Annotated in this window: 27 protein-coding genes and 5 tRNA genes; 23 read left to right on the forward strand and 9 right to left on the reverse strand. The window is 41.3% G+C overall.

What is annotated here, in order from left to right; genetic code table 11:
- Position 1 precedes the first annotated feature (1 nt).
- The 9 genes from F2B13_RS17705 to F2B13_RS17745 all read right to left on the reverse strand — a co-directional run bounded on the left by F2B13_RS17705 (position 2) and on the right by F2B13_RS17745 (position 7150).
- Entirely contained in the window at positions 2-484 is a 483-nt protein-coding gene (locus F2B13_RS17705) for a Cif family virulence factor (RefSeq protein ID WP_149304777.1), read from the reverse strand.
- A gap of 41 nt (positions 485-525) precedes the next feature.
- Positions 526-1206 (reverse strand): phosphoribosylanthranilate isomerase, encoded by a 681-nt coding sequence (locus F2B13_RS17710; protein ID WP_149277501.1) that lies wholly within the window; start codon positions 1204-1206, stop codon positions 526-528.
- 18 nt (positions 1207-1224) lie between these two features.
- Positions 1225-2016 (reverse strand): indole-3-glycerol phosphate synthase TrpC, encoded by a 792-nt coding sequence (gene trpC, locus F2B13_RS17715; RefSeq protein WP_149277445.1) that lies wholly within the window; start codon positions 2014-2016, stop codon positions 1225-1227.
- An 88-nt stretch (positions 2017-2104) separates the two neighbouring features.
- A complete protein-coding gene (gene trpD / locus F2B13_RS17720) occupies positions 2105-3100 on the reverse strand; it encodes an anthranilate phosphoribosyltransferase (protein ID WP_149277446.1) in 996 nt (331 codons plus the stop codon).
- A 112-nt stretch (positions 3101-3212) separates the two neighbouring features.
- On the reverse strand, positions 3213-3779 hold the full coding sequence (locus F2B13_RS17725) for an anthranilate synthase component II (RefSeq protein ID WP_149277447.1): 567 nt from the start codon (positions 3777-3779) through the stop codon (positions 3213-3215).
- Positions 3780-3781: 2 nt separating this feature from the next.
- Entirely contained in the window at positions 3782-5179 is a 1398-nt protein-coding gene (locus tag F2B13_RS17730) for an anthranilate synthase component I family protein (RefSeq protein ID WP_149277448.1), read from the reverse strand.
- A gap of 261 nt (positions 5180-5440) precedes the next feature.
- Positions 5441-6016 (reverse strand): YceI family protein, encoded by a 576-nt coding sequence (locus tag F2B13_RS17735; RefSeq protein ID WP_149277449.1) that lies wholly within the window; start codon positions 6014-6016, stop codon positions 5441-5443.
- Between the two features lie 35 nt (positions 6017-6051).
- Positions 6052-6681 carry an NAD(P)H-dependent oxidoreductase gene (locus F2B13_RS17740; protein WP_149277450.1) on the reverse strand — a complete coding sequence of 210 codons (630 nt, stop codon included), beginning with the start codon at positions 6679-6681 and terminating at the stop codon, positions 6052-6054.
- Between the two features lie 22 nt (positions 6682-6703).
- On the reverse strand, positions 6704-7150 hold the full coding sequence (locus tag F2B13_RS17745; RefSeq protein WP_149277451.1) for a MarR family winged helix-turn-helix transcriptional regulator: 447 nt from the start codon (positions 7148-7150) through the stop codon (positions 6704-6706).
- Positions 7151-7364: 214 nt separating this feature from the next.
- On the opposite strand from F2B13_RS17745, the gene F2B13_RS17750 reads away from it, so the two are divergent.
- The 23 genes from F2B13_RS17750 to rpoB all read left to right on the forward strand — a co-directional run bounded on the left by F2B13_RS17750 (position 7365) and on the right by rpoB (position 25435).
- Complete coding sequence (locus F2B13_RS17750) at positions 7365-7676, forward strand: rhodanese-like domain-containing protein (protein ID WP_149277452.1); 312 nt, start codon at positions 7365-7367, stop codon at positions 7674-7676.
- Between the two features lie 99 nt (positions 7677-7775).
- Complete coding sequence (locus F2B13_RS17755) at positions 7776-9050, forward strand: DUF2851 family protein (protein ID WP_149277453.1); 1275 nt, start codon at positions 7776-7778, stop codon at positions 9048-9050.
- A 99-nt stretch (positions 9051-9149) separates the two neighbouring features.
- The gene (locus F2B13_RS20680) at positions 9150-9377 is read left to right on the forward strand and encodes a PspC domain-containing protein (protein WP_149277454.1); all 228 of its coding nucleotides are present in this window, start codon (positions 9150-9152) and stop codon (positions 9375-9377) included.
- Positions 9378-9380: 3 nt separating this feature from the next.
- Positions 9381-10388 (forward strand): potassium channel family protein, encoded by a 1008-nt coding sequence (locus F2B13_RS17765; RefSeq protein ID WP_149277455.1) that lies wholly within the window; start codon positions 9381-9383, stop codon positions 10386-10388.
- Positions 10389-10499: 111 nt separating this feature from the next.
- The gene (locus F2B13_RS17770; protein WP_149277456.1) at positions 10500-12572 is read left to right on the forward strand and encodes an amino acid carrier protein; all 2073 of its coding nucleotides are present in this window, start codon (positions 10500-10502) and stop codon (positions 12570-12572) included.
- 15 nt (positions 12573-12587) lie between these two features.
- The gene (locus F2B13_RS17775; RefSeq protein ID WP_149277457.1) at positions 12588-13490 is read left to right on the forward strand and encodes a ComEA family DNA-binding protein; all 903 of its coding nucleotides are present in this window, start codon (positions 12588-12590) and stop codon (positions 13488-13490) included.
- A gap of 10 nt (positions 13491-13500) precedes the next feature.
- Positions 13501-14670 (forward strand): acyl-CoA dehydrogenase family protein, encoded by a 1170-nt coding sequence (locus F2B13_RS17780; protein ID WP_149277458.1) that lies wholly within the window; start codon positions 13501-13503, stop codon positions 14668-14670.
- A 186-nt stretch (positions 14671-14856) separates the two neighbouring features.
- Entirely contained in the window at positions 14857-15051 is a 195-nt protein-coding gene (gene rpsU / locus F2B13_RS17785; protein ID WP_149277459.1) for a 30S ribosomal protein S21, read from the forward strand.
- A gap of 193 nt (positions 15052-15244) precedes the next feature.
- Positions 15245-16135 (forward strand): tyrosine-type recombinase/integrase, encoded by an 891-nt coding sequence (locus F2B13_RS17790; protein WP_149277460.1) that lies wholly within the window; start codon positions 15245-15247, stop codon positions 16133-16135.
- Between the two features lie 38 nt (positions 16136-16173).
- The gene (hpf, locus tag F2B13_RS17795) at positions 16174-16476 is read left to right on the forward strand and encodes a ribosome hibernation-promoting factor, HPF/YfiA family (protein ID WP_149277461.1); all 303 of its coding nucleotides are present in this window, start codon (positions 16174-16176) and stop codon (positions 16474-16476) included.
- Between the two features lie 101 nt (positions 16477-16577).
- Positions 16578-16651 (forward strand) — tRNA-Thr (locus tag F2B13_RS17800).
- Positions 16652-16676: 25 nt separating this feature from the next.
- Positions 16677-16758: transfer RNA gene (locus F2B13_RS17805), tRNA-Tyr, on the forward strand.
- A 116-nt stretch (positions 16759-16874) separates the two neighbouring features.
- A tRNA-Gly gene (locus tag F2B13_RS17810) sits at positions 16875-16947 on the forward strand.
- Positions 16948-17014: 67 nt separating this feature from the next.
- A tRNA-Thr gene (locus F2B13_RS17815) sits at positions 17015-17086 on the forward strand.
- 58 nt (positions 17087-17144) lie between these two features.
- Positions 17145-18332, forward strand: coding sequence for an elongation factor Tu (gene tuf, locus F2B13_RS17820; protein WP_149304778.1), 1188 nt, complete (start codon positions 17145-17147; stop codon positions 18330-18332).
- Between the two features lie 70 nt (positions 18333-18402).
- Positions 18403-18475 (forward strand) — tRNA-Trp (locus F2B13_RS17825).
- Between the two features lie 67 nt (positions 18476-18542).
- Positions 18543-18731: a preprotein translocase subunit SecE gene (gene secE, locus F2B13_RS17830; protein WP_149277463.1), complete on the forward strand. Its 189-nt coding sequence runs from the start codon at positions 18543-18545 to the stop codon at positions 18729-18731.
- 9 nt (positions 18732-18740) lie between these two features.
- Positions 18741-19292 (forward strand): transcription termination/antitermination protein NusG, encoded by a 552-nt coding sequence (gene nusG / locus F2B13_RS17835; protein WP_149277464.1) that lies wholly within the window; start codon positions 18741-18743, stop codon positions 19290-19292.
- 66 nt (positions 19293-19358) lie between these two features.
- Positions 19359-19796: a 50S ribosomal protein L11 gene (gene rplK, locus F2B13_RS17840; protein ID WP_149277465.1), complete on the forward strand. Its 438-nt coding sequence runs from the start codon at positions 19359-19361 to the stop codon at positions 19794-19796.
- Between the two features lie 20 nt (positions 19797-19816).
- A complete protein-coding gene (gene rplA / locus F2B13_RS17845) occupies positions 19817-20506 on the forward strand; it encodes a 50S ribosomal protein L1 (RefSeq protein WP_149277466.1) in 690 nt (229 codons plus the stop codon).
- A gap of 27 nt (positions 20507-20533) precedes the next feature.
- Positions 20534-21049, forward strand: a complete 516-nt coding sequence (gene rplJ, locus F2B13_RS17850; protein ID WP_149277467.1) for a 50S ribosomal protein L10 — start codon at positions 20534-20536, stop codon at positions 21047-21049.
- A 51-nt stretch (positions 21050-21100) separates the two neighbouring features.
- Complete coding sequence (gene rplL / locus F2B13_RS17855) at positions 21101-21481, forward strand: 50S ribosomal protein L7/L12 (protein ID WP_149277468.1); 381 nt, start codon at positions 21101-21103, stop codon at positions 21479-21481.
- 144 nt (positions 21482-21625) lie between these two features.
- Entirely contained in the window at positions 21626-25435 is a 3810-nt protein-coding gene (gene rpoB, locus F2B13_RS17860; RefSeq protein WP_149277469.1) for a DNA-directed RNA polymerase subunit beta, read from the forward strand.
- Positions 25436-25483 lie beyond the last annotated feature (48 nt).

Here is a 25483-nt window from a genome sequence, read left to right on the forward strand (position 1 = left end):
TTTATTCCAGTGCCCGGGTATTGGCCACTTCTCGATGGAGCTTCCATATTCCATCTTTTTTATCTTTTTTCAAAACGGCCAGAAATGTAGCCGTTAACTCAACGGACTCTCCATTTTCATCGGTATAAAAAGTGGAACTCGTTCCAAAATCATAGGCCACACTATCACTGACAATAATAGTCTCTTGGGGTTTCATAACCAAACTGTCGTAACTGAAAAGGCCGGAAGGATTGCTTCTTAACTTTTTAAACGGCTCCCATGCTCCGCATTCAGGGGTTAGGGACTTTACATTTTGAGTGGCATACGACATGAGATCCCCAAACCTATTTTCTTTAATGGCCAATTGAAAAGCTGTTCTCGTTTCTTCTATCAATGCCAGTTCAGCTTTGACATCAAGTGTATTTCCAGTATGTTCCTCATTCTTTTTACTTTTGTTGCAACAAAGGCAAACTAAAATCATTGAAGTTAATAGCAGTTTTTTCATGCACCGGTGTTTTTATTGTTGTTACTACTTTTATTTGAATATTAAAATTGTTGCATATCTTCTATAAATCTTTTCAATCGTTTTATATCCTTCCATCCCGGTTCGATTTCAAATCCACTGTTGACATCAAGGGCATGGCAGTACTTCGACTCAGGTCGCTCTAAAAATGTTTTGATGGAATCTAATTGATCCGGACCGATACCTCCACTTAAAAAATAAGGTTTGGTCGAAGGGTATTTTTCAAGGACCCTCCAGTCAAAAGTATACCCATTACCACCAGGAAGTTTCCCCTTGGTATCGAAAAGAAAGAAGTCACAAACTGGTTCATAGGGCATTACTACCGAAAAGTCAAAATTGTCTTTTATTGAAAACACCTTAATGACTGCAACATGCGGGGCCTTTTCTTTGACCGATGCGCAGAAATCCGGGTTTTCATTTCCATGTAATTGAACCAATAAAAGTTGATAATCCTCAATTCTCTCCAGAACTGTGGATAGACTGGCATCGACGAATACCCCGACCTTTCTTATTCGGTGCGGGAGATGAGGTAGGGCGCCCTTGAAATAGCGTTGAGAAGGTTCCCAAAAAATAAATCCCATATAATCAGGTTGCAATGCCGTTACTTCCAAAGGATTCTTTTTCATGCCACAAACCTTAAGTTTAAGATTTGCCGTATCCCGTATGGTGGGCTTTTCTTTTTTTTGGGTATAGTTATAATCCATTTCGGTCATATCGTCTAATTAAACCGTACGATATAGGTCATTTATAAATGTTTGCGCACTGTCCCCAGGGTTCGAGGTCTTCATAAAATTTTCTCCGATCAAAAAACCCTCGTAACCGTAGCTTTTTAAATCTTGAATGGCTTCCACCGAACTGATTCCGCTTTCCGATACCTTGACGAAATCGTCGGGAATTTTTAGGGATAGTGTTTTGCTGGTGTCCAAATGCACCTCAAAGGTCTTTAGGTTACGGTTGTTCACACCGATCATATCAAGACTGGGCATCATCGACTTTTTCAGTTCTTCTTCATTGTGTATTTCCAACAAAACCTCCAGTCCCAAATTTTTTGCCAATTCAGAAAGTGCTTTGACTTCTTCTCGTTGCAGTACCGCTGCAATAAGTAGGATTACATCGGCCCCATGGGCCTTTGCCTCTAAAATTTGATATTCGTCGACAATAAACTCTTTGCGTAGCAAAGGCAAATCGACCACGGCCCTAGTAAGCAATAAATCCTCCAACGAGCCACCAAAATATTTGAGATCGGTCAGCACGCTCATTCCACATACCCCTGCATTTTCGTAGCCGCAAGCCACTTGCGCTACATTGGTGTTTTGATTGATCACTTGTTTAGAGGGCGAACGTCTCTTATGCTCTGCGATAATACCCGTTTCACTTTCCTTTAACCGTGACACCAGAGAAATACAGGGCCGTTGAAATAGGTAGGAGGTCTCCCATTGAGAGGCAGGTACCACCTTTTTTTTTAGCGCTACTTCTTTTCGCTTATCAGCAATTATTTTTTCGAGTATGTTCATACTTCAACGCATTATTTTTCCTTAGTTTTCGAGTTTGCTCAAGAGCATTTGGATGTGGGCGAGGTCTTTGTTCTGTTGGGCATATGATCTAGTTTTTACTTAACTCCTGCAATTTTTTTAAGGCCTTCAAACCTCTGCCGCTCATTAAAGAGTCCTGCGCCTGTTCGAAGCCGTCTCTTGGGCTCAAATTCTTGACCGTAGCGATGGCTACCCCAGCATTGGCACAAACTACGTCGTTTTGAGATTTGCTACCCCGACCTTGTAGGATATCAAGAAAAATTTGTGCCGATTCTTCGATGGTATCTCCCCCTACAATATCGGACTTTTGAACTGCCGTAACCCCAAAGTCTTCTGGTTTTAGAATGCCTTCTGAATTATTTGAAATGGTTTTGGTATTGCCGGTCAATGAGATTTCGTCATATCCGTCAAGGGCGTGCAGTACCGTGAACCTTTTGTCCGTATTCTGGTAAAGGTACCCATACATTCGAGCCAATTCGAGGTTAAAGACACCCACCATTTGGTTTTTTGGAAAAGCGGGGTTGACCATAGGGCCTAGCATATTAAAAAATGTTTTGACGGCAAGTTCACGTCGTATGGGCGCCACATTTTTCATCGCCGGATGAAATAAGGGAGCATGCAATACACAGATGCCCGCTTCATCAATACTTTTCTCCAAAAAATCAGCTTCATTACTGAACTTGACACCTAAAAACTCCATGACATTACTGCTTCCACACTTTGAGGATACCCCATAATTTCCATGTTTCGTGACTTTCACACCGGCGCCCGCTGTAACAAAGGAAGCCAAGGTAGAAATGTTAAAGGTGTCTTTGCCATCTCCGCCAGTACCGCACAGATCTATTGGGTTATATTGCGATAAATCTACCGACAAACAGAGTTCCAGTAGGGCATCTCGAAAACCTTCGAGTTCTTCTATAGTCACACTTCGCATCATATATACAGTCAAAAAGGCCGCAATTTGACTGGTATTGTAATCGCCGTTGGCAATATTGACCAAAACCTGTTTGGCATCTTCCTTCGGAAGAATTTCGTGGTTGATCAATCTGTTCAATATTTCTTTCATTCTTATTTTTTCTTTTAGGATTTATGAGGATATAGATCCACTTATGTGCGGGTTTTTTATCAAGAATCAAACGAATCTTAAGGTTTCAGTTCATCGATTTCACCTAATTCTACTATTTCTTTTTAACCCAATTTTCCAACATTTTCTTTCCGTCAGGGGTTAATACCGATTCCGGATGGAATTGCACGGCGCACACGTCATAGCTCTTATGTCTCAATGACATGATCTGCCCGTTTTCGTCTACCGAAGTGGCCTCGAGAACCTCTGGTAGATTAGGGTGTACGACCCAAGAATGATATCGGCCAACCTCAATTTCATTGGGAATTCCTTCAAAGATAATATCATCTTTGATTACTTTTATTTTAGTTGCAGTGCCATGGTACACTTTATCTAGGTTAATCAACGACCCTCCGAATACCTCACCAATAGCTTGTAACCCTAGACAAACCCCGAAAATGCTCTTTGATGGTGCATACTTGGCAATAATATCTTTAAGAAGGCCCGCTTCATCAGGTATACCTGGTCCGGGAGAGAGTACAATTTTTTCAAAGGCCTCGACTTCTTCCAAGGTCAGCTGATCGTTTCTTTTGACGGTTACCTCACAGTCTAAATCTTCTAGGTAATGCACCAGGTTGTAGGTAAAACTGTCGTAGTTGTCGATTACTAAAATCTTCTTCATGCTCATATTGTTTTAGCAATTTCCAAAGCTTTGGTCAAGGCTCCCAGTTTATTATAGGTTTCCTGTAGTTCGTGTTCCGGATCGGAAGCCGCCACTAGCCCCGCACCGGCCTGGTAGTGCAAATGATGGTTTTTGCTAAGGAAGGTACGTATCATGATGGCATGGTTGAAATTCCCATTAAAATCCATAAAGCCTATGGCACCGCCATAGTACCCCCGGCTTGTTTTTTCATACTTTTCGATCAATTGCATGGCCATATGTTTCGGTGCACCGCTCAACGTACCAGCGGGAAAGGTGTCTGCGACCACTTTCATGGTAGGAATATCTTTTTTCTTTTGTCCCGTAACCTTGGAAACCAAATGGATAACATGCGAAAAGAACTGTACTTCGCGATAATTTGCGACTTCGACCATATTTCCATTACGACTTAAGTCGTTTCTGGCTAAGTCGACCAGCATGACGTGTTCACTATTTTCTTTGTCGTCTTCGGTCAGCTCTTTGGCCAGAATAGCGTCTTGCTCATCGTTTCCGGTCCGTTTGAAGGTTCCTGCTATCGGATGTATCTCGGCTCTTCCGTTTTTGACGATCAATTGAGCTTCTGGAGAACTTCCGAATATCTTAAAATCACCATAATCAAAATAAAATAGATAAGGGGAAGGGTTTACCGACCGCAGTGCCCGGTACACATTGAACTCATCGCCTTTGAAGCCTTGAGAAAATCTTCTTGAAAGCACTAGTTGAAAGACATCTCCCCGTTGGCAGTGTTTTTTGGCTAAACGCACATGCTCTTTGTAACCTTCATCCGGTAAATTGGAGATTGGTTCTCCTTCCAAAGAGAAGTTATAAGAGGCAAAATTACGCACATTCAAAATCTGCTCTATTTCGGCAATATTCGAATCGCGTTGAAAACAGTGCGCGAAAATATAGGCCTCATTTTTAAAGTGATTGATGGCTATGATATTTTGATAGACGGCATAGAAAATATCGGGTATTTCAATAGATCCCTCCTTTTTGTTCAGTTCGATAGATTCAAAATAGCGCACCGAATCATAGGCCATATAGCCAAAGAGGCCGTTATAGATAAACTTAAAGTCATTGTTTTGGGTCTCGAACTTTTGGCTGAAATTATGTACAATTTCTGCTACGTCGGTCGTTTCTTTTATAACGGTTTCAATTATAGTTCCGTCAGGAAACGTTTCCATGACCTTTTCATTTTCTACTTTTATCGAGGCAATCGGGTTACAGCAGATATAAGAAAAGCTGTTGTCATTAGCATGATAGTCGCTACTCTCCAGAAGAATACTATTAGGAAATCGATCTCGAATTTTAAGATAGACACTTACCGGTGTTATGGTGTCGGCAAGAATCTGTTTGAAATGGGTGGTTAGTTGATATGACATAGAAATTGATATAAAATAAGTAAGGCCTGTCGTGATGACAAGCCTTATATAGTTTTACTACAATGATGCTCAGCTCACGAAATCTGTCGAGAGTTGTTCCACCACCAAGTATTTATTTTGAAATGTTTCATTAAAAATGAATTCGAAAATCTTAGTTGGCTCAAATATAGAAATCATTTTTAAAATGACAAACCAAAATTTTAAATTAAACCTCGCATCAAATAACTTGAATGCGAGGTTTTATAGAAGAGTTTAAATTAATTAGAATTCTAAATCGACTACAAGGTCGAACTCGTCATAGATAAGTTTATCGCCCAGGTTCTCGAAAAAATCGCCAGATCTAAATTTGATATCGTAGTCTGTTCTATCAACTTTCATGGTAGCAGTAGCTTTATTGCCATAGATAGACACATCGAAAGTAATAGGTTTGGTAATGTCTTTAATGGTCAGGTCACCTGTAACCTCATAAGAATTCTTGCCTGTTGATTTTACATCTTTAAATACCAATTTGGAAACGGAATGTTTGTCCACGGCGAAAAAATCATCAGATTTTAAATGACCTTCAAGTTTACCTTTGCCGTCACCTTCCATGTCGGTAGAAATCAGGGTCGGCATGTCTACCTCGAATTCGCCTCCAGTAAGCTTATCTCCGTCAAAAATCAAGGTTCCCGACTTTAGCTCGACCGTGCCGGTGTGCGAGCCAGTAACCTTATACGCTTTCCAAGTCACGGTACTTGCTTCAGTCTTTACCTCTTTCTTTTCTTCTACCACGGGCTCCGTAGCAGATGCGGCACCAAATACAAGCGCCAATGCGATACTAAATACTTCTTTTTTCATAATTTTAATTGTTTTGAATAATTCTAATTGTTGTTTTAAATATGTGTGATTAACTGTTTTTTTGGTTTCCTCACTTTTTTATAATGTTGGGTCTCATCATTCTTTGATCGATAGCCAAGGGTAACCAAGACGGCAGTATTCAAACTGTCATCTGACAACCCTAAAATATCGTTGAACTGCTCCCGATCGAAACCTTCCATAGGGCATGTATCTATTTTCATATCCGCTGCTGCCGAAAGTAGATTCCCTAAGGCGATATAGGCCTGTTTTTCGGTCCACTTTGCCTTTTCCTCTTGTGTAAGATCCAGTAGTTTCGATTTCATAAAGCTAGCGTATCCGGCTAAGTCTTCAACTGGAATGTTTCTGGTCTCACTGACATTTTGTAGATAGTCGTCTACAAGTTCCTCGCCAAAATCGGTTTGATTCGCCAAAACAATAAGATGCGAGGCTTCGGTAAGCTGCGATTGCCCCCAAGCGGCCGGTTTTAATCTCGCTCTTAAAACCGGGTCTTCAATTACTATAATTTTGTAAGGTTGAAGCCCGTAAGATGAAGGGCTCAACGTAGCTGCATCCAGCAAAGCCTCCAATTTTTCTTCAGTTATTTCTTTGGTGCTGTCGAATTTTTTAGTGGCATATCGCCAATTCAAATTATCTATATAACTCATTTTTGTATTATTGAGGTTTATTCTAAAATTTATCTAATAGGTCGTTCAAATGTTCCAAATCTTGCGGCTCTAGATTTTTTAAGACGTACCGTTCTGCTTCCTTCATGGCCACATCCATTTTTGAAAGGGCCTTTTCACCTTCAGGGGTAATGCGTATTTCTACTTTTCTGCGGTTGCTCGGGCAGACGATTCGGTCCACATATTCCTTACTGATTAATTTATCGACCAGTCGGGTCGTATTGCTCATTTTTGTGACCATTCTTTCATTGAGTGTCGAGAGGTTGGCAGGTTTTCCCATTTGACCCCGTAGAATCCGTAAAACGTTGAATTGTTGTAATGAGACTTCGAAAGGCTTTAAAGTAGCAGTAATAACTTCGTTTATATGGTTGTGTACCAAACTTAAATGAATAATCGTCCGGCTCTCCAAAGGAATCTTTTTATCAGTTTTAATTACTTCTTCAACATTCATGTCTATACTACAATTGTATATACAAATATATGATTATTTTAAAGGCTCTCAAGTAGGACGATCCCAATTATTTGTTAAACTTTAGTAGAATATCTTTAAGTCAAAATCCTTATTTTTGACACTCATATAAGAGAATGCCTTGTAAAAATGATTAGCTCCAAAAGAAGTGTAAGTTTGTCAAGGTGTCGAAAGACTTTACAAAATTGAAGTACCTATGGATTTATCACAAGAAGAATGGGAAGATCAGCTGGCGAAAGATGACAACGCGGTCATCTTAGATGTAAGAACACCTGAAGAAGTGCAGGAGGGGTATATTCCCAAGGCTAGAAATATTGATTTTTATCTAGGCCCTGATTTCATGGCAGAGATTGAAAAATTGGATAAAAATAAGAACTACTATGTCTACTGTAGAAGTGGCAATCGCAGTGGTCAGGCTTGTTCGCTAATGAACAATTTGGGAATAAAGAATGCCTACAATCTTGAGGGTGGTTTTATGAATTGGGCCGGGGATGTCGTTGAAGAGTAGTAGTAGCTAGCTGCTCTATTTTAGTTTTCAAGGTTTTCGGTTCAGTTTTGGTCATGAAGGCGTTTATACGTAAAGGATAACTTTTACATTCTTTTATCTATGCGAGAAGACCTGCTGCATTTTATCTGGAAGTATAAGAAATTGCAGGTGGCAGACTTGACCACAACTCGAAATGAGCCGTTAACCCTCATTGGAGCAGGCACCCACAATTACTTGTCAGGACCGGACTTCTTAAATGCTCAGGTTAGAATCGGCGACCAACTTTGGGCAGGTAATATCGAGATTCATCTTAAATCTTCAGACTGGTATGCGCATCATCATGAAACTGATGCGAATTACAATAATGTAATTCTCCACATTGTTTGGGAAGACGATATTGCAGTTTTTCACAGTGATAATTCTGAAATACCAACCCTTGAACTTCGAAATTTCATTTCCGAAGGATTGCTAGATCGGTATCGGAATCTTTTTGATCAGCAAGGGGTGAACTTTATCAATTGTGAAAAAGACCTTGTTGAAGTCGATACCTTTTTATTTGAAAAGTGGTTGGAAAGACTCTTCTTTGAGCGATTAGAGAATAAATCGAATTCAATTGACCAGGTTTTGAAAGCAACGAAAAATGATTGGGAACAGGTATTCTTTTGCCTAATAATGCAGAATTTTGGTCTAAAAATCAATTCTGAAGCCTTTCAAAGTATCGCCCGAGCGCTAAACTTTTCCGAGGTAAGAAAATTACAGTCAAGTGCATTTGCTTTGGAAAGTGTTTTTTTTGGTATGGCCCATCTTCTTGAAGATGAAAAGATTGTAGATGACTATTACCTTAGATTGCGAAAGGAGTACGGGTATCTCAAAAAGAAATTCAATTGGAATGACGAAACGGTTTTAAAGCCCGAATTTTTTAAGTTACGACCTTATAATTTCCCCACGATTAGACTGTCTCAAGCCGCAAACCTGTATACCAGGCACAAAATGTTGTTTGTCGCCGTAATCGAAGCAAAAACGGTAGAAGAACTCTATTCGATATTTGATGTAGCTACGAGTAAATATTGGGAAGATCACTTCACCTTTGGAAAACAATCAAAGAAAAGCATTAAAAAACTTACTAAGAAGTTCATTGACCTTCTAATTATCAATGCAGTTGTACCCATAAAATTTTGTTATGCCAAATTTACCGGTCAAATGATTGCCGAAGAGATTAGTGCCATAGTATCCTATATTAAAAAAGAGGATAACGCAATACTAGAAAACTATGAACATCTAGGAGTGAAGGTTCGAACGGCTCAAGACAGCCAAGCGCTCTTGCAATTGTACAATCAATATTGTAGACCGAATAAATGCTTGGAGTGTGCGGTAGGGCAAAGACTGCTTCGGTAATCCATCGAGTTTGGTGTAGCATGACCTTTTCGAAAACAATGGTAAACACCTGAGCGGGTATTTTAAATATTTTTGTACATATTCTTTTATCTTTGGGGCATGCGGTTTTTTTATCAAATTCTTTATTATTTCCAGAAGCGCGGTTTTGAAGTGTGTCGGCGAATCGCAGAACGCTTAGGAATTCGTGCACGGGTAGTACGCACTTCATTTATCTACCTGACTTTTGTAACCTTGGGTTTTGGTTTTGCCCTATATTTGTTTTTGGCCTTTTGGTTGCGTATCAAAGATTTGATATATACCAAGCGCACTTCGGTTTTTGATCTTTAATCTATGATAAGACTCTTTCGTTCTAAGCTTTACTTGGCATTGACATTGGTCTTTGCCATTCTGATAACGGGGGTAATGGGCTATAGGTTCTTGGGTGAGTACAGTTGGTTAAATGCGCTATACATGACCATCATTACCGTAACCACTGTGGGTTTTTCCGAAGTTGGCCCGATGAATACGGGTACTAGAATTTTCACCATATTTTTGATTATAGCGAGTGTTGTCATTTTTGCCTTTGCCCTTTCCGTAATAACAGAATATATTTTGAGCAGAAATTCGTTGGATCTTTTAAAAAAGAAAAAAGTGAAAAATACAGTTGACAAGTTTAATAACCACGTTATCGTGTGCGGTTTTGGACGAAACGGAATGCAGGCGGCCGAGCGGTTGAACTCATATAAAAAACCTTTTGTCGTGATTGAACGGGAAAGGGAGATTATCGATAAGTACCAAGAAGAGATGCTTTTTATCGAGGGTGATGCGAACGATGATGAGGTCTTGAATGCGGCGGGTGTAGAAAGGGCACAATATCTGATTGTAGCCTTGCCAGACGATGCCGCCAATTTGTTCGTGGTTCTTTCTGCCCGTCAGATGAATAGGGATCTTTTTATAATAAGTAGGGCGTCATTGGTGACCTCCCAGAAAAAATTACTTCTCGCAGGTGCCAATAAGGTAATCATGCCCGACAAAATAGGAGGGGATCATATGGCTTCACTGGTGGTTATGCCCGATTTGATCACGTTTATGGATAAGTTGGGAATGGAAGGAGAACATACCACTAACCTTGAGGAAGTGGCCATTGAAGATTTCAAAGGTCAAGTCGATTGTAACTCGCTGCGCGATCTTGATTTACGAAAAAAAACAGGCTGTACAATTATCGGATATATAGAGCCCAATGGTAATTATATAATTAACCCCGAGGCAGATTTACAACTACAGCCGAAGAGTAAGGTGATTGTCTTAGGCAGGCCTGAGCAAATCCGAAAACTAAATGAAATGTTCCATATTCAATAATCGCGGTTGCGTTAATTCAACGTTATTATTTGATTGTAAAGCTTATTTTTAGGATATTGCCCGAACTTGAAAAAAAACCGTTCGCACAAGTACCAATACCACACAAAAATTATGAAGAAATTTACCGTACTGCTTTTTATGCTTTTTGGAATATTGGCTTTTTCCCAAGAACTGACTGTTACAGGAAAGGCCTTTAACCCTTCCCCAAGAATCAATGATGGGGTAATCGAATTGGAAGTGGAAGGGGGAACCCCGCCCTATCGGTATAAATGGAGCAATCAAGCAACATCCTTATCTTCAAAAAGATCTATGGGGCTTGTGGAAGGAATACCCTACACGGTTGAAGTTTCCGATGCAGCTGGCAATGAGGTAACCAAGGTATTTAAAGTAGAAACCGAAGCGATTGCAGAGGTCTTTAATGGAACTATGACCCCCGCAGTAAGCGCTTTGGGATCCGTGCTTTTCTGGGACCCTTTTGCGGGTATAGGTATTTATGATCCCGTGGTTTACGCCGATGTAAAATTGGTGCCTACACCTGGATGGTCTTCGGACGTTAAAGATAAATTCGTGCTCAAGCAATGGTTGAAGCCTGAGGGTGCCAAGGTCAGTAAAGGCGAAAAGATTGCCGTGGTATCAAGTGATACAAAAGCCGATGAAACTGTTGTCGCTACAGCCAGCGGAACCTTACGTTATCTTGTTCAAGAGGGTGAAACAATTTACAACTCAGAAAATGCCATGCATGTCATTGAACAGGGCGCACATAATTTGGCTGAAATAGAGTACGATGAACCTGAGGTAATCACCCATCCGAATGGAGACCCTGTAACCAAAGGGATTCCATTTATAGTAATCTGGTTGGTTCTAGGTGCCACCTTCTTCACGATACGCATGGGTTTTATCAATATAAGAGGTTTTGGACACTCCATTGATTTAGCCAAAGGGAAATATGATGACCCAGATGCTCCGGGCCAGGTCACCCATTTCCAAGCACTGGCGACCGCAGTATCCGGTACCGTAGGTTTAGGAAATATTGCTGGCGTGGCCGTCGCTGTTTCTTTGGGAGGCGCAGGCGCTACTTTTTGGATGATTGTTTGCGGGCTACTAGGAATGTCTTCGAAGTTCGTAGAATGCACGCTTGGGGTAAAATATCGTGATATCCTTCCTGACGGTCGGGTATTTGGCGGTCCCATGAATTATTTGAGATACGGTCTTGAAAAGCGGAACCTAAAAGGATTTGGAAAGGTCTTGGCAGGCTTTTTTGCCGTATTGGCCATTGGTGCTTCATTTGGAGGAGGGAATATGTTTCAGGCCAACCAATCTTTTGAGCAATTGGCAGGTCAATTTCCTGTCTTGGCAGGAAATGGATTTTGGTTCGGCGTAGTTACTGCCGTTTTAGTCGGCGTAGTAATCATTGGAGGAATCAATAGTATCGCCAAGGTTACAGGTAGAGTGGTTCCAATAATGGCATCCATTTACATTTTGGCTGCGCTCGCGGTTATCATTATGAACATTCAGAATATTGGTCCGGCATTTTCGGCCATCTTCGAAGGCGCCCTTAACCCGTCTGCCTTGAAGGGCGGTATCATTGGCGTACTGGTCGTTGGTTTTCAAAGGGCCGCATTTTCTAATGAGGCCGGAGTAGGTTCGGCAGCAATTGCCCATAGTACCGCAAAAACGAATAATCCTCCATCCGAAGGTTTCGTTGCACTTTTAGAGCCATTTATCGATACGGTCGTGGTGTGTACCTTGACGGCCTTAGTACTTATTTTTACGGGTATGCACGAAGTTGAAGGTATGGCCGGTGCCCAATTGACTTCCGATGCATTTGGTAGCCAAATTTCTTGGTTCCCCTATGTGTTGGCCTTAGCGGTGTTCCTATTTGCATTTTCTACAATGATTTCTTGGTCGTACTATGGAATGCGTGCATGGACCTACCTATTTGGAAAGAGTAAAAAATCTGAAATGGTTTACAAAATGCTCTTCTTGGTATTTGTGGTTATCGGGGCTTCCGTCAGTTTGGGTGCCGTACTCGATTTTTCCGATATGATGATCTTGGCGATGTCGTTCCCGAATATTATAGGGCTCTACATTATGTCTGGGGAGGTTAAGGGCGATTTGAACGAATATTGGAAAAAATTGAAGGCCAACCAGCTCTTTAAAAAACAGCTGAAGACTAAGGAATAGTCTGAAAAAGTTCGTATGAAGAATTTAAAACCCCACTTTAGGTTCAATAAGCAGGAACGAAGTGGGGTTTTCTTTTTGTTGCTATTCATTATCGTGCTACAGTTCATATATTTCATGCTGAAATTGTATCCCGCTCCTAAAACGGAAAATAGGTTCTCGGTCAATACGGCGCTTCAATCGCAAATCGACTCTTTACGAAATAAGGTTTTGCAGAAAGATAGTGTTAGGTACTATCCATTCAATCCGAACTACATTACCGATTACAAAGGATACGTATTGGGTATGTCCGTCGATGAAATCGATAGACTGCACAAATTTCGTTCACAGCACAAGTTCGTAAACAGTGCCCAAGATTTTCAGAAAATAACAGGAGTTTCCGATTCTTTGCTTGTCGCCATCTCCCCTTATTTTAAGTTTCCGGAATGGACCCAAAATATCAAAAAAAATGTTGCTAGTGTAAACTCCGAAGATGCATTACGGCTTGGTAAAGAAAACTATCCGTCGAGAAATAAAGGAACCCGCCTTAGTGATTTGAACGCTGCTACGGTAGACGATTTAAGAAGAGTTCGCGGAATAGGGGAGAAATTATCGACAAGGATCGTAAAGTTTCGTAACCGATTAGGTGGGTTTTTAGTAGACGAACAACTTTACGATGTATATGGTCTTGAACCCGAAGTGGTAGCCAGAGCTCTTAAAGAGTTCAGAGTGCTTAAAAAACCTCAAATAGCCCCTATAAACCTCAATACTGCATCGGTCGAAGAACTGTCCAAATTGGTTTATATTCAGAAATGGGTAGCGGAAAGTATAGTAAACTACAGGGAAGTCAATGGAACTATCGATTCTTTTGACGAATTGAGAAATATTGAAGAATTCCCTTCGGATAAAATAGAGAGAATAGCTTTATATTTGTCGCTTTAAAAAATGAGCAATGCATAGCATGTACTTCACGGAAGAACATCATCTTTTCAGGGAAAGTCTAAAGATATTTTTACAAAAGGAAGTAGTTCCGCATATTGAGAAGTGGGAGGAAACCGGAACTATTGAACGTTTTATTTGGAAAAAGTTTGCCGAAATGGGTTATTTTGGTCTGGCAACCCCAGAGGCCTACGGCGGGTTGGGCCTTGATTTGTTCTACACGGTCATCTTTCTCGAAGAGTTGCAAAAAATCAATTCAGGTGGCTTTGCAGCAGCAATGTGGGCCCACACCTATCTCGCAATGACCCACTTGAATGAGAATGCCAACAACGAACAGAAAGAATTGTATTTGACGCCCAGTGTAGCGGGTGACAAAATAGGTTGCCTAGGTGTTTCGGAGCCTTTCGGAGGAAGTGATGTAGCAGGAATGCGTTCAACGGCCGTTAGACAGGGTGATGACTATATTATAAACGGCTCTAAGACATTTATCACCAATGGGGTTTATGGGGACTATATTATTTTAGCGGCCAAGACCGATCCTGAAGCGGGCAATAAAGGGATTAGTATTTTTATCGTTGATCTTGATAGTGAAGGGGTTTCGGCCACCAAGCTCAATAAATTAGGTTGGCGTGCTTCAGATACGGCGGAACTTGCTTTTGACAATGTAAAAGTGCCTTCTTCGAACCTTTTGGGTAAAGAGGGTGATGGTTGGGGCTTTATTATGGAGGCTTTTGCATTAGAAAGACTCATAATGGGCGTGAACGCCCACGCACGGGCCGAATTTGCGCTCGACTACGCCATGCAGTACATGGCAGAGCGTGAAACTTTTGGTAAACCTATCAACCAGTATCAAGCATTAAGGCACAGACTCGTGGATTTACACGCTGATATTGATCTCTGCAAAAGCTATAATTACGCTACGGTCTATAAGATGGAGCAAGGGAATTACGCAGTTCGTGAGGCCTCAATCGCCAAATTGAAATCGACACAAATGGCCGATGAAGTCATCTATAATTGCCTGCAGTTTTTAGGGGGATACGGGTATATTGAGGAGTACCCGATGGCTCGAATGCTCCGAGATAGCCGACTGGGGCCAATAGGAGGAGGTACTTCGGAAATACTCCGGGAGATAATCGCGAAAATCGTAATCGACAAGAAAGATTACCGGGCTACAAAAGGGTAAACTCATAATTTCAGGATGAACTTGGTAAAAAATAGTCCCATGGTAGTAACGGGGACGCATTATTAGTTTAAGGTAAAGGTAAACTTTAGATGCTTCTTTTATAATTTTTTTGTTTCTAGTAATGCAGTTTTCATTTATTCATTTTATATTTGCACCCTTAATCACAAAGAAAGGAGGTTGTAGCCAATGTTAATAATACCAGTAAAAGAAGGAGAGAACATCGATAGAGCGCTAAAGCGTTTTAAGAGAAAATTCGATAAAACGGGCACGATGCGCAGACTGCGTCAACGTCAACAATTTACAAAACCCTCCGTAGAGCGCAGGGCTCAAATACAAAAGGCGCAGTATATACAAGGTCTTCGGGATAAGGAAGAAATCTAATTTAGAAGCCTTTTAGCCATTAATAAGACTATAAATCCCGTCATGAAATGACGGGATTTTTTTTGTGTTATATAGGTTCCGAAGAAGTAGATTGTTGTTTTTGATGCCCGTATTTTGCCGTAGAAACTAGCTCTGCTTCATTAAGCATCCTACCTTTGAAAGAGCGCAGATAAAACTTTAGTACCTTAGTGCTATGGACTTGACATCTTTTTTATCATATCTCTCCCTCGAAAAAAATTATTCCCCGCACACCATATCCGCTTACAGATCCGACCTAGAGTATTTTGTTCTTTTTTGTACCGATTTTCACAATGTATCGGATATAGATACGATAGATTACGTTTTAATCCGTGATTGGATTGTTCACCTGGTCAATGCACAGGTTTCTAATCGTTCGATAAATCGCAAGATAGCCTCATTGAAAGCGTACTATCGATTTTTACAACATATCGGTAGAATAAAGGCAAACCCTTTAGCAAAACACAAGGCTTTGAAGACCTCTAAAAAGTTGGAGGTGCCATTTTCGGAATCTGAAATGGAAGCCGTCTTATCACAAATTGAATTTACCGAAGATTTCGAAGGGTGTCGTGATCGACTCATTATAGAATTACTTTACACCACAGGTATGCGAAGGGCGGAACTGATCAATTTAAAGATGAGTAATGTCGATATATCGGCTAACATTGTAAAGGTGTTGGGGAAAAGAAACAAAGAGCGGTTTATTCCTCTCTTACCTTCTACAAAAGCGCTGTTTTTAGACTATTTTGATCAAAGGAATGCTTTGGAGACCGTGAACGATAAAGCGTATATATTTCTGTTAAAATCAGGGGATAAAATATATGAAAACCTTGTGTATCGATTAATTAATAAGTACTTTAGTGAGGTGTCGTTTAAGGTAAAAAAAAGTCCCCACATCTTGAGGCACACCTTTGCGACCCATCTGCTGAACAAAGGAGCGGATTTGAATTCCGTGAAGGAGCTATTGGGTCATTCGAGTTTGGCATCTACGCAAGTATATACACATAATAGCATCGCCGAACTAAAAAAAGTGCACAAGAAGGCGCACCCAAGAAGCAAAAAATAATCTGGGGCATCTCATTGTTTAATTTAAAACATCAACCTATGAAAGTAAACGTGCAATCGGTCAACTTTAATGCCGACAGAAAGCTTATTGATTTCTTGCAGAACAGAATGGATAAATTGGAAACATTTTACGATAAAGTAATTAGTTCCGATGTCTACCTAAAGGTGGAGAACACAAGTTCGAAAGAAAACAAAATTGTCGAAATTGTTCTTAATGTGCCCGGGGATAAGTTTATGGTGAAAAAACAATGTAAAACTTTTGAGGAGGCCATTGATTCTTCTTGCAATTCTTTGGAAAGAAAGCTGATCAAACGAAAGGAGAAATTGCGTGTTCAGGCCTAATGAAAATTTTGTAAAATTTATTTTGATTAAACAAATAAATCTATACATTTGCAGTCCGTTAGAAATAGCGGACTTTTTTATGCATAAAAAAGGGGTAAAAGGCCGATGTAGCTCAGCTGGCTAGAGCACGTGATTTGTAATCTCGGGGTCGTGGGTTCGAGTCCCTCCATCGGCTCGGAAGTTCTTTAAAATATAAGGCTGGGGAGATACTCAAGCGGCCAACGAGGGCAGACTGTAAATCTGCTGACTATGTCTTCGCAGGTTCGAATCCTGCTCTCCCCACAAAGGAATGCGCAAGATAGATTTTGTGTAAAAGTCTTCCGGCGTATAAAAATATTGAAACCAACGATTCCGAAAGTGGTATTCAGAAAATGAATATGATTAGGAATGTTAAAAATGCGGGAGTAGCTCAGTTGGTAGAGCGTCAGCCTTCCAAGCTGAATGTCGCCGGTTCGAACCCGGTCTCCCGCTCAAGACCAAGGTAATGTTTGAAGGTTCGTGACCTGAAACTTTAAGCCTTGAACCTGAAACCCAAAAGGCCGACGTAGCTCAGGGGTAGAGCGTTTCCTTGGTAAGGAAGAGGTCACGGGTTCAATTCCCGTCGTTGGCTCATTTTTAAGGCATTATTTGTACACTAATATATAACTAAGATTAAAATTCATTAAAAAATGGCAAAGGAAACTTTTGATCGTTCCAAACCGCACTTAAATATAGGTACTATTGGACACGTAGATCACGGTAAAACAACATTGACAGCTGCTATCACCGAAGTGTTGTCAAACGCAGGATTGTCTGAAAAGAGAAGCTTCGATTCAATCGATAACGCTCCCGAGGAAAAAGAAAGAGGTATTACAATCAATACTTCACACGTTGAATATCAGACTGCCAATCGACACTATGCACACGTTGACTGTCCTGGTCACGCCGATTATGTGAAGAACATGGTTACCGGTGCCGCTCAGATGGATGGCGCAATTTTGGTGGTTGCGGCTACGGATGGTCCAATGCCACAGACTCGTGAGCATATCCTTTTAGGTCGTCAGGTAGGTATTCCTAGAATCGTTGTTTTCTTGAACAAAGTAGACATGGTCGATGACGAAGAGCTTTTGGAATTGGTGGAAATGGAAGTGCGTGAATTGCTTTCTTTTTATGAATATGACGGGGACAACGGACCTGTAATTTCTGGTTCTGCGCTAGGGGCGTTGAACGGGGAACAAAAATGGGTTGACACTGTAATGGAGTTGATGGATGCTGTGGATAGCTGGATCGAATTGCCTGCAAGGGATGTCGATAAAGATTTCTTGATGCCCGTAGAAGATGTATTTACCATTACTGGTCGTGGAACGGTGGCTACCGGTCGTATTGAAACTGGTATCGCAAACACAGGTGATGCCGTTGAAATCATCGGTATGGGTGCCGAAAAATTGACCTCTACGATTACAGGGGTTGAAATGTTCCGTAAAATCTTGGATAGAGGTGAAGCTGGTGATAACGTAGGTATCTTGTTGAGAGGTATTGAAAAAACTCAAATTAGCAGGGGTATGGTAATCTGTAAACCAGGCTCTGTTAAGCCACACGCCAAGTTTGAGGCAGAGGTATATATTCTTAAAAAAGAAGAGGGTGGTCGTCACACACCATTTCATAATAACTATCGTCCTCAGTTCTATGTAAGAACAACAGACGTTACAGGTAACATTAGCCTTCCTAGTGGAGTTGAGATGGTAATGCCTGGTGATAACTTGACTATTACTGTTGAGCTGATTCAGCCTATCGCATTGAGCGTTGGTCTTCGTTTCGCTATCCGTGAGGGAGGTAGAACCGTTGGTGCTGGTCAGGTTACCAAGATTCTAGATTAATTTATCGGATAACATAATGTATTTAAGGGTGTTCCGCTAATGTGTGGAACACCTTTAAATGCAATTATAAACGGGTGTAGCTCAGTTGGTAGAGCACTGGTCTCCAAAACCAGGTGTCGGGAGTTCGAGTCTCTCCTCCCGTGCTGAATAGAATGGTACCATATCAGTAGATGAGTATCGCTGCCTAAGTATCTAAATTGTAATAGAGTTATGTTGACATACATTAAAGAATCTTTTGAGGAACTTCGTAACAATGTGACTTTGCCTTCACGAGCGGAATCATCAAACCTTATGGTTATTGTGGCCGTATTTTCCATTTTATTCGCTTTAGCGACATGGGGTGTAGATACTGCATTGAGTGAATTGGTTCAATTGTATTTCAACAACATTTTAAACTAAGCGTTAGCTATGTCAGAAGTATTGGATAAAAAATGGTATGTGGTTAGAGCAGTCAGTGGCCAAGAGAATAAAATCAAAGGGTACATTGAGAGCGAAGTCGAGCGCCATGGTTTTTCTGACTACTTAGAGGACGTGTTAGTGCCTACTGAAAAGGTTATTCAAATTCGCAACGGAAAAAAAATTAGTAAAGAACGGGTTTATTTTCCGGGCTATATTATGATTAAGGCGAATTTAGGAGGTGAGATGATCCACATCATACGATCTATTACAAACGTAATAGGTTTTTTAGGCGAAACAAAGGGAGGGGATCCCGTGCCACTTCGAAAGTCAGAGGTGAATAGAATGCTTGGAAAAGCTGATGAATTGGCTGTTAATACGGATAGTGTCGCCATTCCGTTTACCCACGGCGAGACCGTAAAGGTAATCGACGGGCCCTTTAATGGGTTTAATGGTACCGTAGAGAAAATAAACGAAGAGAAGCGTAAACTTGAGGTCATGGTGAAGATTTTCGGAAGAAAAACACCTTTGGAACTCAGTTATATGCAAGTTGAAAAAGTATAATACAAATGTTACATATATAAGTTGTGTTGCTTCCACATAAATACAACTTCAATTTAATTCTAAACAATGGCAAAAGAAATAGGTAAAGTAGTTAAACTACAAGTTAGGGGAGGTGCTGCGAATCCATCGCCACCGGTTGGACCCGCCTTAGGTGCTGCCGGAGTTAACATCATGGAGTTCTGTAAGCAGTTCAACGCTAGAACACAGGACAAACCAGGCAAAGTATTGCCAGTTGTTATCACCGTCTACAAAGACAAGTCGTTCGACTTTGTCGTGAAAACACCGCCGGCGGCAGTTCAATTGTTGGAAGCAGCTAAGATTAAAAAAGGATCTGGCGAACCTAACCGGGTAAAATCAGGTAACGTTACTTGGGATCAAATTAAGGCAATTGCCGAAGATAAAATGGTAGACCTAAATGCCTTTACAATCGAATCAGCGATGAGTATGGTTGCGGGTACGGCAAGGTCTATGGGTCTTAAAGTCGCAGGTAAACGACCTTTTTAAAATCTTAAAAAGCAATTTAAATGGCAAAGTTAACAAAGAAACAAAAAGAGGCCCTTGCCAAAATCGATAAGGATAAACTTTATTCGGTGGATGAGGGTGCTGCTTTGATCAAGGAAATAACCAATACAAAGTTCGATGCATCGGTAGATTTGGCTATTCGTTTAGGGGTTGACCCTAGAAAGGCCAATCAAATGGTACGTGGTGTCGTGACCCTACCCCACGGTACGGGAAAAGATGTAAAGGTTTTGGCTTTGGTTACTCCAGACAAGGAAGCGGAAGCAACGGAAGCAGGAGCCGATTTCGTCGGATTGGATGAATATTTGGATAAAATTAAAGGAGGGTGGACCGATGTCGATGTCATTATCACAATGCCGAGCGTCATGGGTAAATTAGGTCCTTTGGGTCGTATTTTAGGTCCTCGTGGTCTTATGCCCAATCCTAAGACAGGCACTGTTACTATGGATGTCGCTAAAGCGGTGTCTGATGTAAAGGCCGGTAAGATTGATTTCAAGGTAGACAAAACAGGTATAGTACACGCAGCAGTGGGGAAAGCATCTTTTTCTGCCGATAAGATTGCGGAGAACGCCAAAGAGCTTTTAGATACCTTGATTAAAATGAAGCCAGCCGCCGCTAAAGGGGTTTACATGAGAAGCATTTTTATGTCAAGTACGATGAGTCCTAGTGTTCAATTGGATCCAAAGTCGGTTTAACCTAACTGGTAGATCAAAATTAAGAGTATGACAAGAGAAGAAAAAGCAAACGTAATACAAGATTTGACTGCGCAGTTGGCCGATAGCCCTACCATTTATTTGGCAGATATCTCCGGCTTGAATGCGGCTCAGACTTCTGATTTAAGAAGAGCGTGTTTCAAGGCCAATGTGAAATTGGCCGTAGTCAAGAATACCTTGCTTGCAAAAGCAATGGAAGCTTCTGAAAAAGAGTTCGGCGAACTTCCTGAAGTATTGAAGGGAAATACTTCATTGATGATTTCCGAGGTCGGTAACGCTCCTGCAAAATTGATTAAAAATTTCAGGAAAAAATCAAACCGACCCCTGTTGAAGGGTGCTTTCGTAGAAGAAGCAATTTATATTGGTGATGAAAATCTTGATAAACTGGTCAGTATCAAATCCAAAGAGGAGATGATCGGAGAGATTATCGGATTACTACAGTCTCCTGCCAAAAATGTGATCTCCGGTCTGAAATCCGGTGGCGGCAAATTAGCAGGGATTCTGAAGACATTATCAGAAAAATAAGTACGCACTATAAACTAAGTATATTTTAAAATTTTATTAAACGATAGAAAAATGGCAGATTTAAAAGAATTCGCAGAACAGTTGGTAAACTTGACCGTTAAAGAGGTGAACGAGTTGGCCGATATATTAAAAGATGAGTATGGCATCGAGCCTGCAGCCGCAGCAGTAGCAGTAGCCGCTGGTGGTGGAGCAGCAGAAGGTGGTGAAGCCGCTGAAGAGCAGTCTGAGTTCGATGTAATATTGAAAGCTCCAGGAGGTTCTAAATTGGCAGTGGTTAAATTGGTTAAAGAGTTGACCGGTCTTGGATTGAAAGATGCCAAAGACATCGTCGATAGCGCACCAAAAGCCGTTAAGGAAGGTGTTTCTAAAGACGAAGCTGAAGGAATCAAAAAATCATTGGAAGAAGCAGGAGCGGAAGTTGAGCTTAAATAATAGCAGCAGCAATAGCACTTTGGTTTAGGTCTTTTTTCACCCTTGGTGAAGCTAGACCTAAGCCTTTTTATAGTAGTAGGATTTTGGCATATGTTGAAGTATGCAACCCAAATTTAGTATTCACGTTCAAAATACTGTCCATAGATGTTCACACAACAGACTGAAAGAATTAATTTTGCATCCGCTAAGAACACGCCGGAGTATCCGGACTTCTTGGACATTCAGATAAAGTCGTTTCAAGACTTTTTCCAGCTTGAGACAAAATCTGACGAAAGGGGCAATGAAGGCTTGTACAACACCTTCATGGAGAACTTTCCGATTACCGACACCCGAAACCAGTTCGTACTTGAGTTTTTGGATTACTTCATAGATCCGCCACGATATTCCATTCAAGAATGTATCGAACGCGGGCTAACTTACAGTGTGCCCTTAAAGGCACGTTTGAAATTATATTGTACCGATCCAGAACACGAAGATTTTGAGACGATCGTTCAAGATGTGTACTTGGGTACAATTCCTTATATGACCCCCAGTGGTACTTTTGTAATCAATGGAGCGGAAAGGGTAGTAGTTTCACAGTTGCACCGTTCACCCGGGGTTTTCTTTGGACAATCTTTTCATGCCAACGGAACTAAACTATACTCAGCAAGGGTAATTCCGTTCAAAGGGTCATGGATTGAATTCGCTACCGATATCAATGGCGTAATGTATGCCTATATCGATAGGAAGAAAAAATTACCGGTAACTACCTTGTTTAGGGCCATCGGATTCGAACGGGACAAAGATATCCTTGAGATTTTCGATCTTTCGGAAGAGGTGAAGGTCTCTAAAGCTGGACTTAAAAAAATACTTGGCCGAAAATTGGCCGCAAGGGTGTTGAATACATGGCATGAAGATTTCGTTGATGAAGATACTGGCGAAGTAGTTTCAATCGAACGTAACGAGATTATTTTAGACCGTGATACGGTGTTGGAAAAAGAACACATCGACGAGATTCTTGATGCTGATGTTAAGACCATCCTCTTGCACAAGGAGAATAATGCACAATCTGATTATGCTATTATTCACAATACCTTGCAAAAAGACCCCACAAACTCCGAGAAAGAAGCGGTAGAGCATATTTATCGGCAATTAAGAAACGCCGAGCCGCCAGATGAAGAGACAGCACGCGGAATTATTGACAAATTGTTTTTTTCCGATCAACGCTACAACTTAGGTGAAGTGGGTCGGTATCGGATGAATAAAAAATTAGGGCTCGATATCGGAATGGACAAGCAAGTCTTGACCAAAGAAGATATAATTACGATTATCAAGTATCTGATCGAGCTAATCAATTCAAAAGCTGAAATCGATGATATCGATCACCTGTCGAATCGTCGTGTACGTACCGTTGGAGAACAACTTTCATCACAGTTTGGGGTAGGTTTGGCCCGTATGGCAAGAACGATTCGCGAGCGGATGAATGTTCGCGACAATGAGGTTTTTACACCTATTGACTTGATCAATGCCAAGACATTATCTTCGGTAATCAACTCCTTCTTTGGAACGAACCAGCTATCTCAGTTCATGGATCAGACAAATCCTTTGGCAGAGATTACACATAAAAGAAGACTTTCCGCCTTAGGGCCTGGAGGGTTATCAAGGGAAAGAGCCGGGTTTGAGGTTCGAGATGTTCACTATACGCATTACGGCAGGTTATGCCCGATAGAGACCCCGGAAGGACCCAATATCGGATTAATATCCTCTTTATCAGTTTTCGCGAAGGTGAACCCTATGGGCTTCTTGGAGACTCCATATCGAAAAGTGGTAGACTCTAAAGTGAATACAAAGGAGTATCAGTATCTAAGTGCAGAGGAAGAAGAAGGAATGAAAATCGCACAGGCGAATATTCCACTTAAAGAAGATGGGGAAATCGATGCCGAAAAAGTAATTGCTCGGGAAGAGGGTGACTTTCCGGTAGTAGATCCCGCGGAAGTCAACTATACCGATGTCGCGCCGAATCAAATTGCTTCGATTTCGGCCTCGTTGATTCCTTTCTTGGAACATGATGATGCGAACCGTGCACTTATGGGCTCGAACATGATGCGCCAAGCGGTACCCTTATTAAGGCCACAGGCCCCGATTGTCGGAACCGGTCTTGAGCGCCAAGTAGCTTCTGATTCGAGGGTGTTGATAAATGCCGAAGGAGATGGAACTATAGAATATGTCGATGCCCAGAAAATCATCATAAAGTACAATCGTACCGAAGATGAACGTCTGATCAGCTTCGACGACGATTCAAAAACCTATGAACTGGTCAAGTTTAGAAAGACCAATCAAGGTACGAGTATCAATTTGAAACCTATTGTCAAAAAAGGGGATAAAGTTAAAAAGGGGCAAGTGCTCTGTGAGGGGTACGCGACCGAGCAAGGCGAATTGGCCTTAGGACGTAACCTTACCGTTGCCTTTATGCCTTGGAAGGGTTATAATTTCGAAGATGCTATCGTAATATCTGAAAAGGTAGTGCGAGAAGATATCTTTACCTCGATTCATGTAGATGAATACGCTTTAGAGGTTCGTGATACTAAATTGGGTGCTGAGGAATTGACCCATGACATTCCTAACGTATCGGAAGAGGCGACCAAAGACCTTGACGAAAACGGAATGATTCGTATCGGAGCCGAAGTAAAACCAGGCGATATCTTGATCGGTAAGATTACTCCTAAAGGAGAATCCGATCCTACTCCTGAAGAAAAATTGCTTCGTGCGATATTCGGTGATAAGGCAGGTGATGTCAAAGATGCCTCTTTGAAGGCTTCACCTTCTTTACGTGGCGTTGTTATCGATAAGAAACTTTTCTCCCGGTCCGTTAAGGATAAGCGTAAGCGTTCCGAAGATAAGGAGGAACTCAATAAACTGGAGCTTGAATATGAAGTGAAGTTCCAAGAGTTGAAGGACATCCTGATTGATAAATTGTTTACGTTGATCAATGGGAAAACATCACAAGGGGTATTGAACGATTTGGGAGAGGAAGTGCTGCCAAAGGGTAAAAAGTACACCCAAAAAATGCTGAATGCTGTAGATGATTTTGCCCATTTGGTAGGAGGAAGTTGGACCACCGACAAGGAAACCAACGCTGCCGTTGCAGATTTGTTACACAACTATAAAATCAAATTGAACGACCTTCAAGGTAACTTGAGGAGAGACAAGTTTACGATTTCCGTAGGAGATGAATTGCCTGCAGGTATCATGAAATTGGCTAAGGTGTATATCGCTAAAAAGCGTAAATTAAAGGTAGGTGATAAAATGGCAGGTCGCCATGGTAACAAAGGTATTGTTTCACGTATCGTACGCCAAGAAGATATGCCTTTCTTAGAAGACGGAACACCCGTAGATATCGTACTAAATCCGCTCGGGGTACCCTCGCGTATGAACATCGGACAGATTTATGAAACGGTGCTTGGATGGGCTGGTCTTAAATTGGGCAAGAAGTTCGCTACCCCGATTTTTGACGGGGCATCGCTTGATCAAATAAATAAGTATACCGATGAGGCCGGTATTCCAAGATTCGGGCACACGTATCTATACGATGGTGGAACCGGGCAACGTTTCGATCAACCCGCTACTGTGGGAGTGATTTACATGTTGAAGCTAGGCCACATGGTAGATGATAAAATGCATGCGCGTTCTATTGGACCTTACTCATTGATTACGCAGCAACCTTTGGGTGGTAAAGCTCAATTTGGTGGTCAGCGTTTTGGTGAGATGGAGGTATGGGCCTTGGAAGCTTATGGTGCATCGGCGACCTTACGGGAAATTTTGACCGTAAAATCGGATGACGTCATCGGTAGGGCGAAAACCTACGAATCCATTGTAAAAGGTGAGACCATGCCAGAACCCGGTTTACCGGAATCATTCAATGTATTGATGCACGAGCTTAAGGGCTTGGGCCTTGATATTCGATTGGAAGAATAGCATCGATTGTAGCGATTGAAGAACACACATTTTAATTAGTAGCACCAT

The sequence above is a fragment of the Pareuzebyella sediminis genome (assembly GCF_008367235.1).
In the GTDB taxonomy this organism is placed as follows: Bacteria; Bacteroidota; Bacteroidia; order Flavobacteriales; family Flavobacteriaceae; genus Pareuzebyella; species Pareuzebyella sediminis.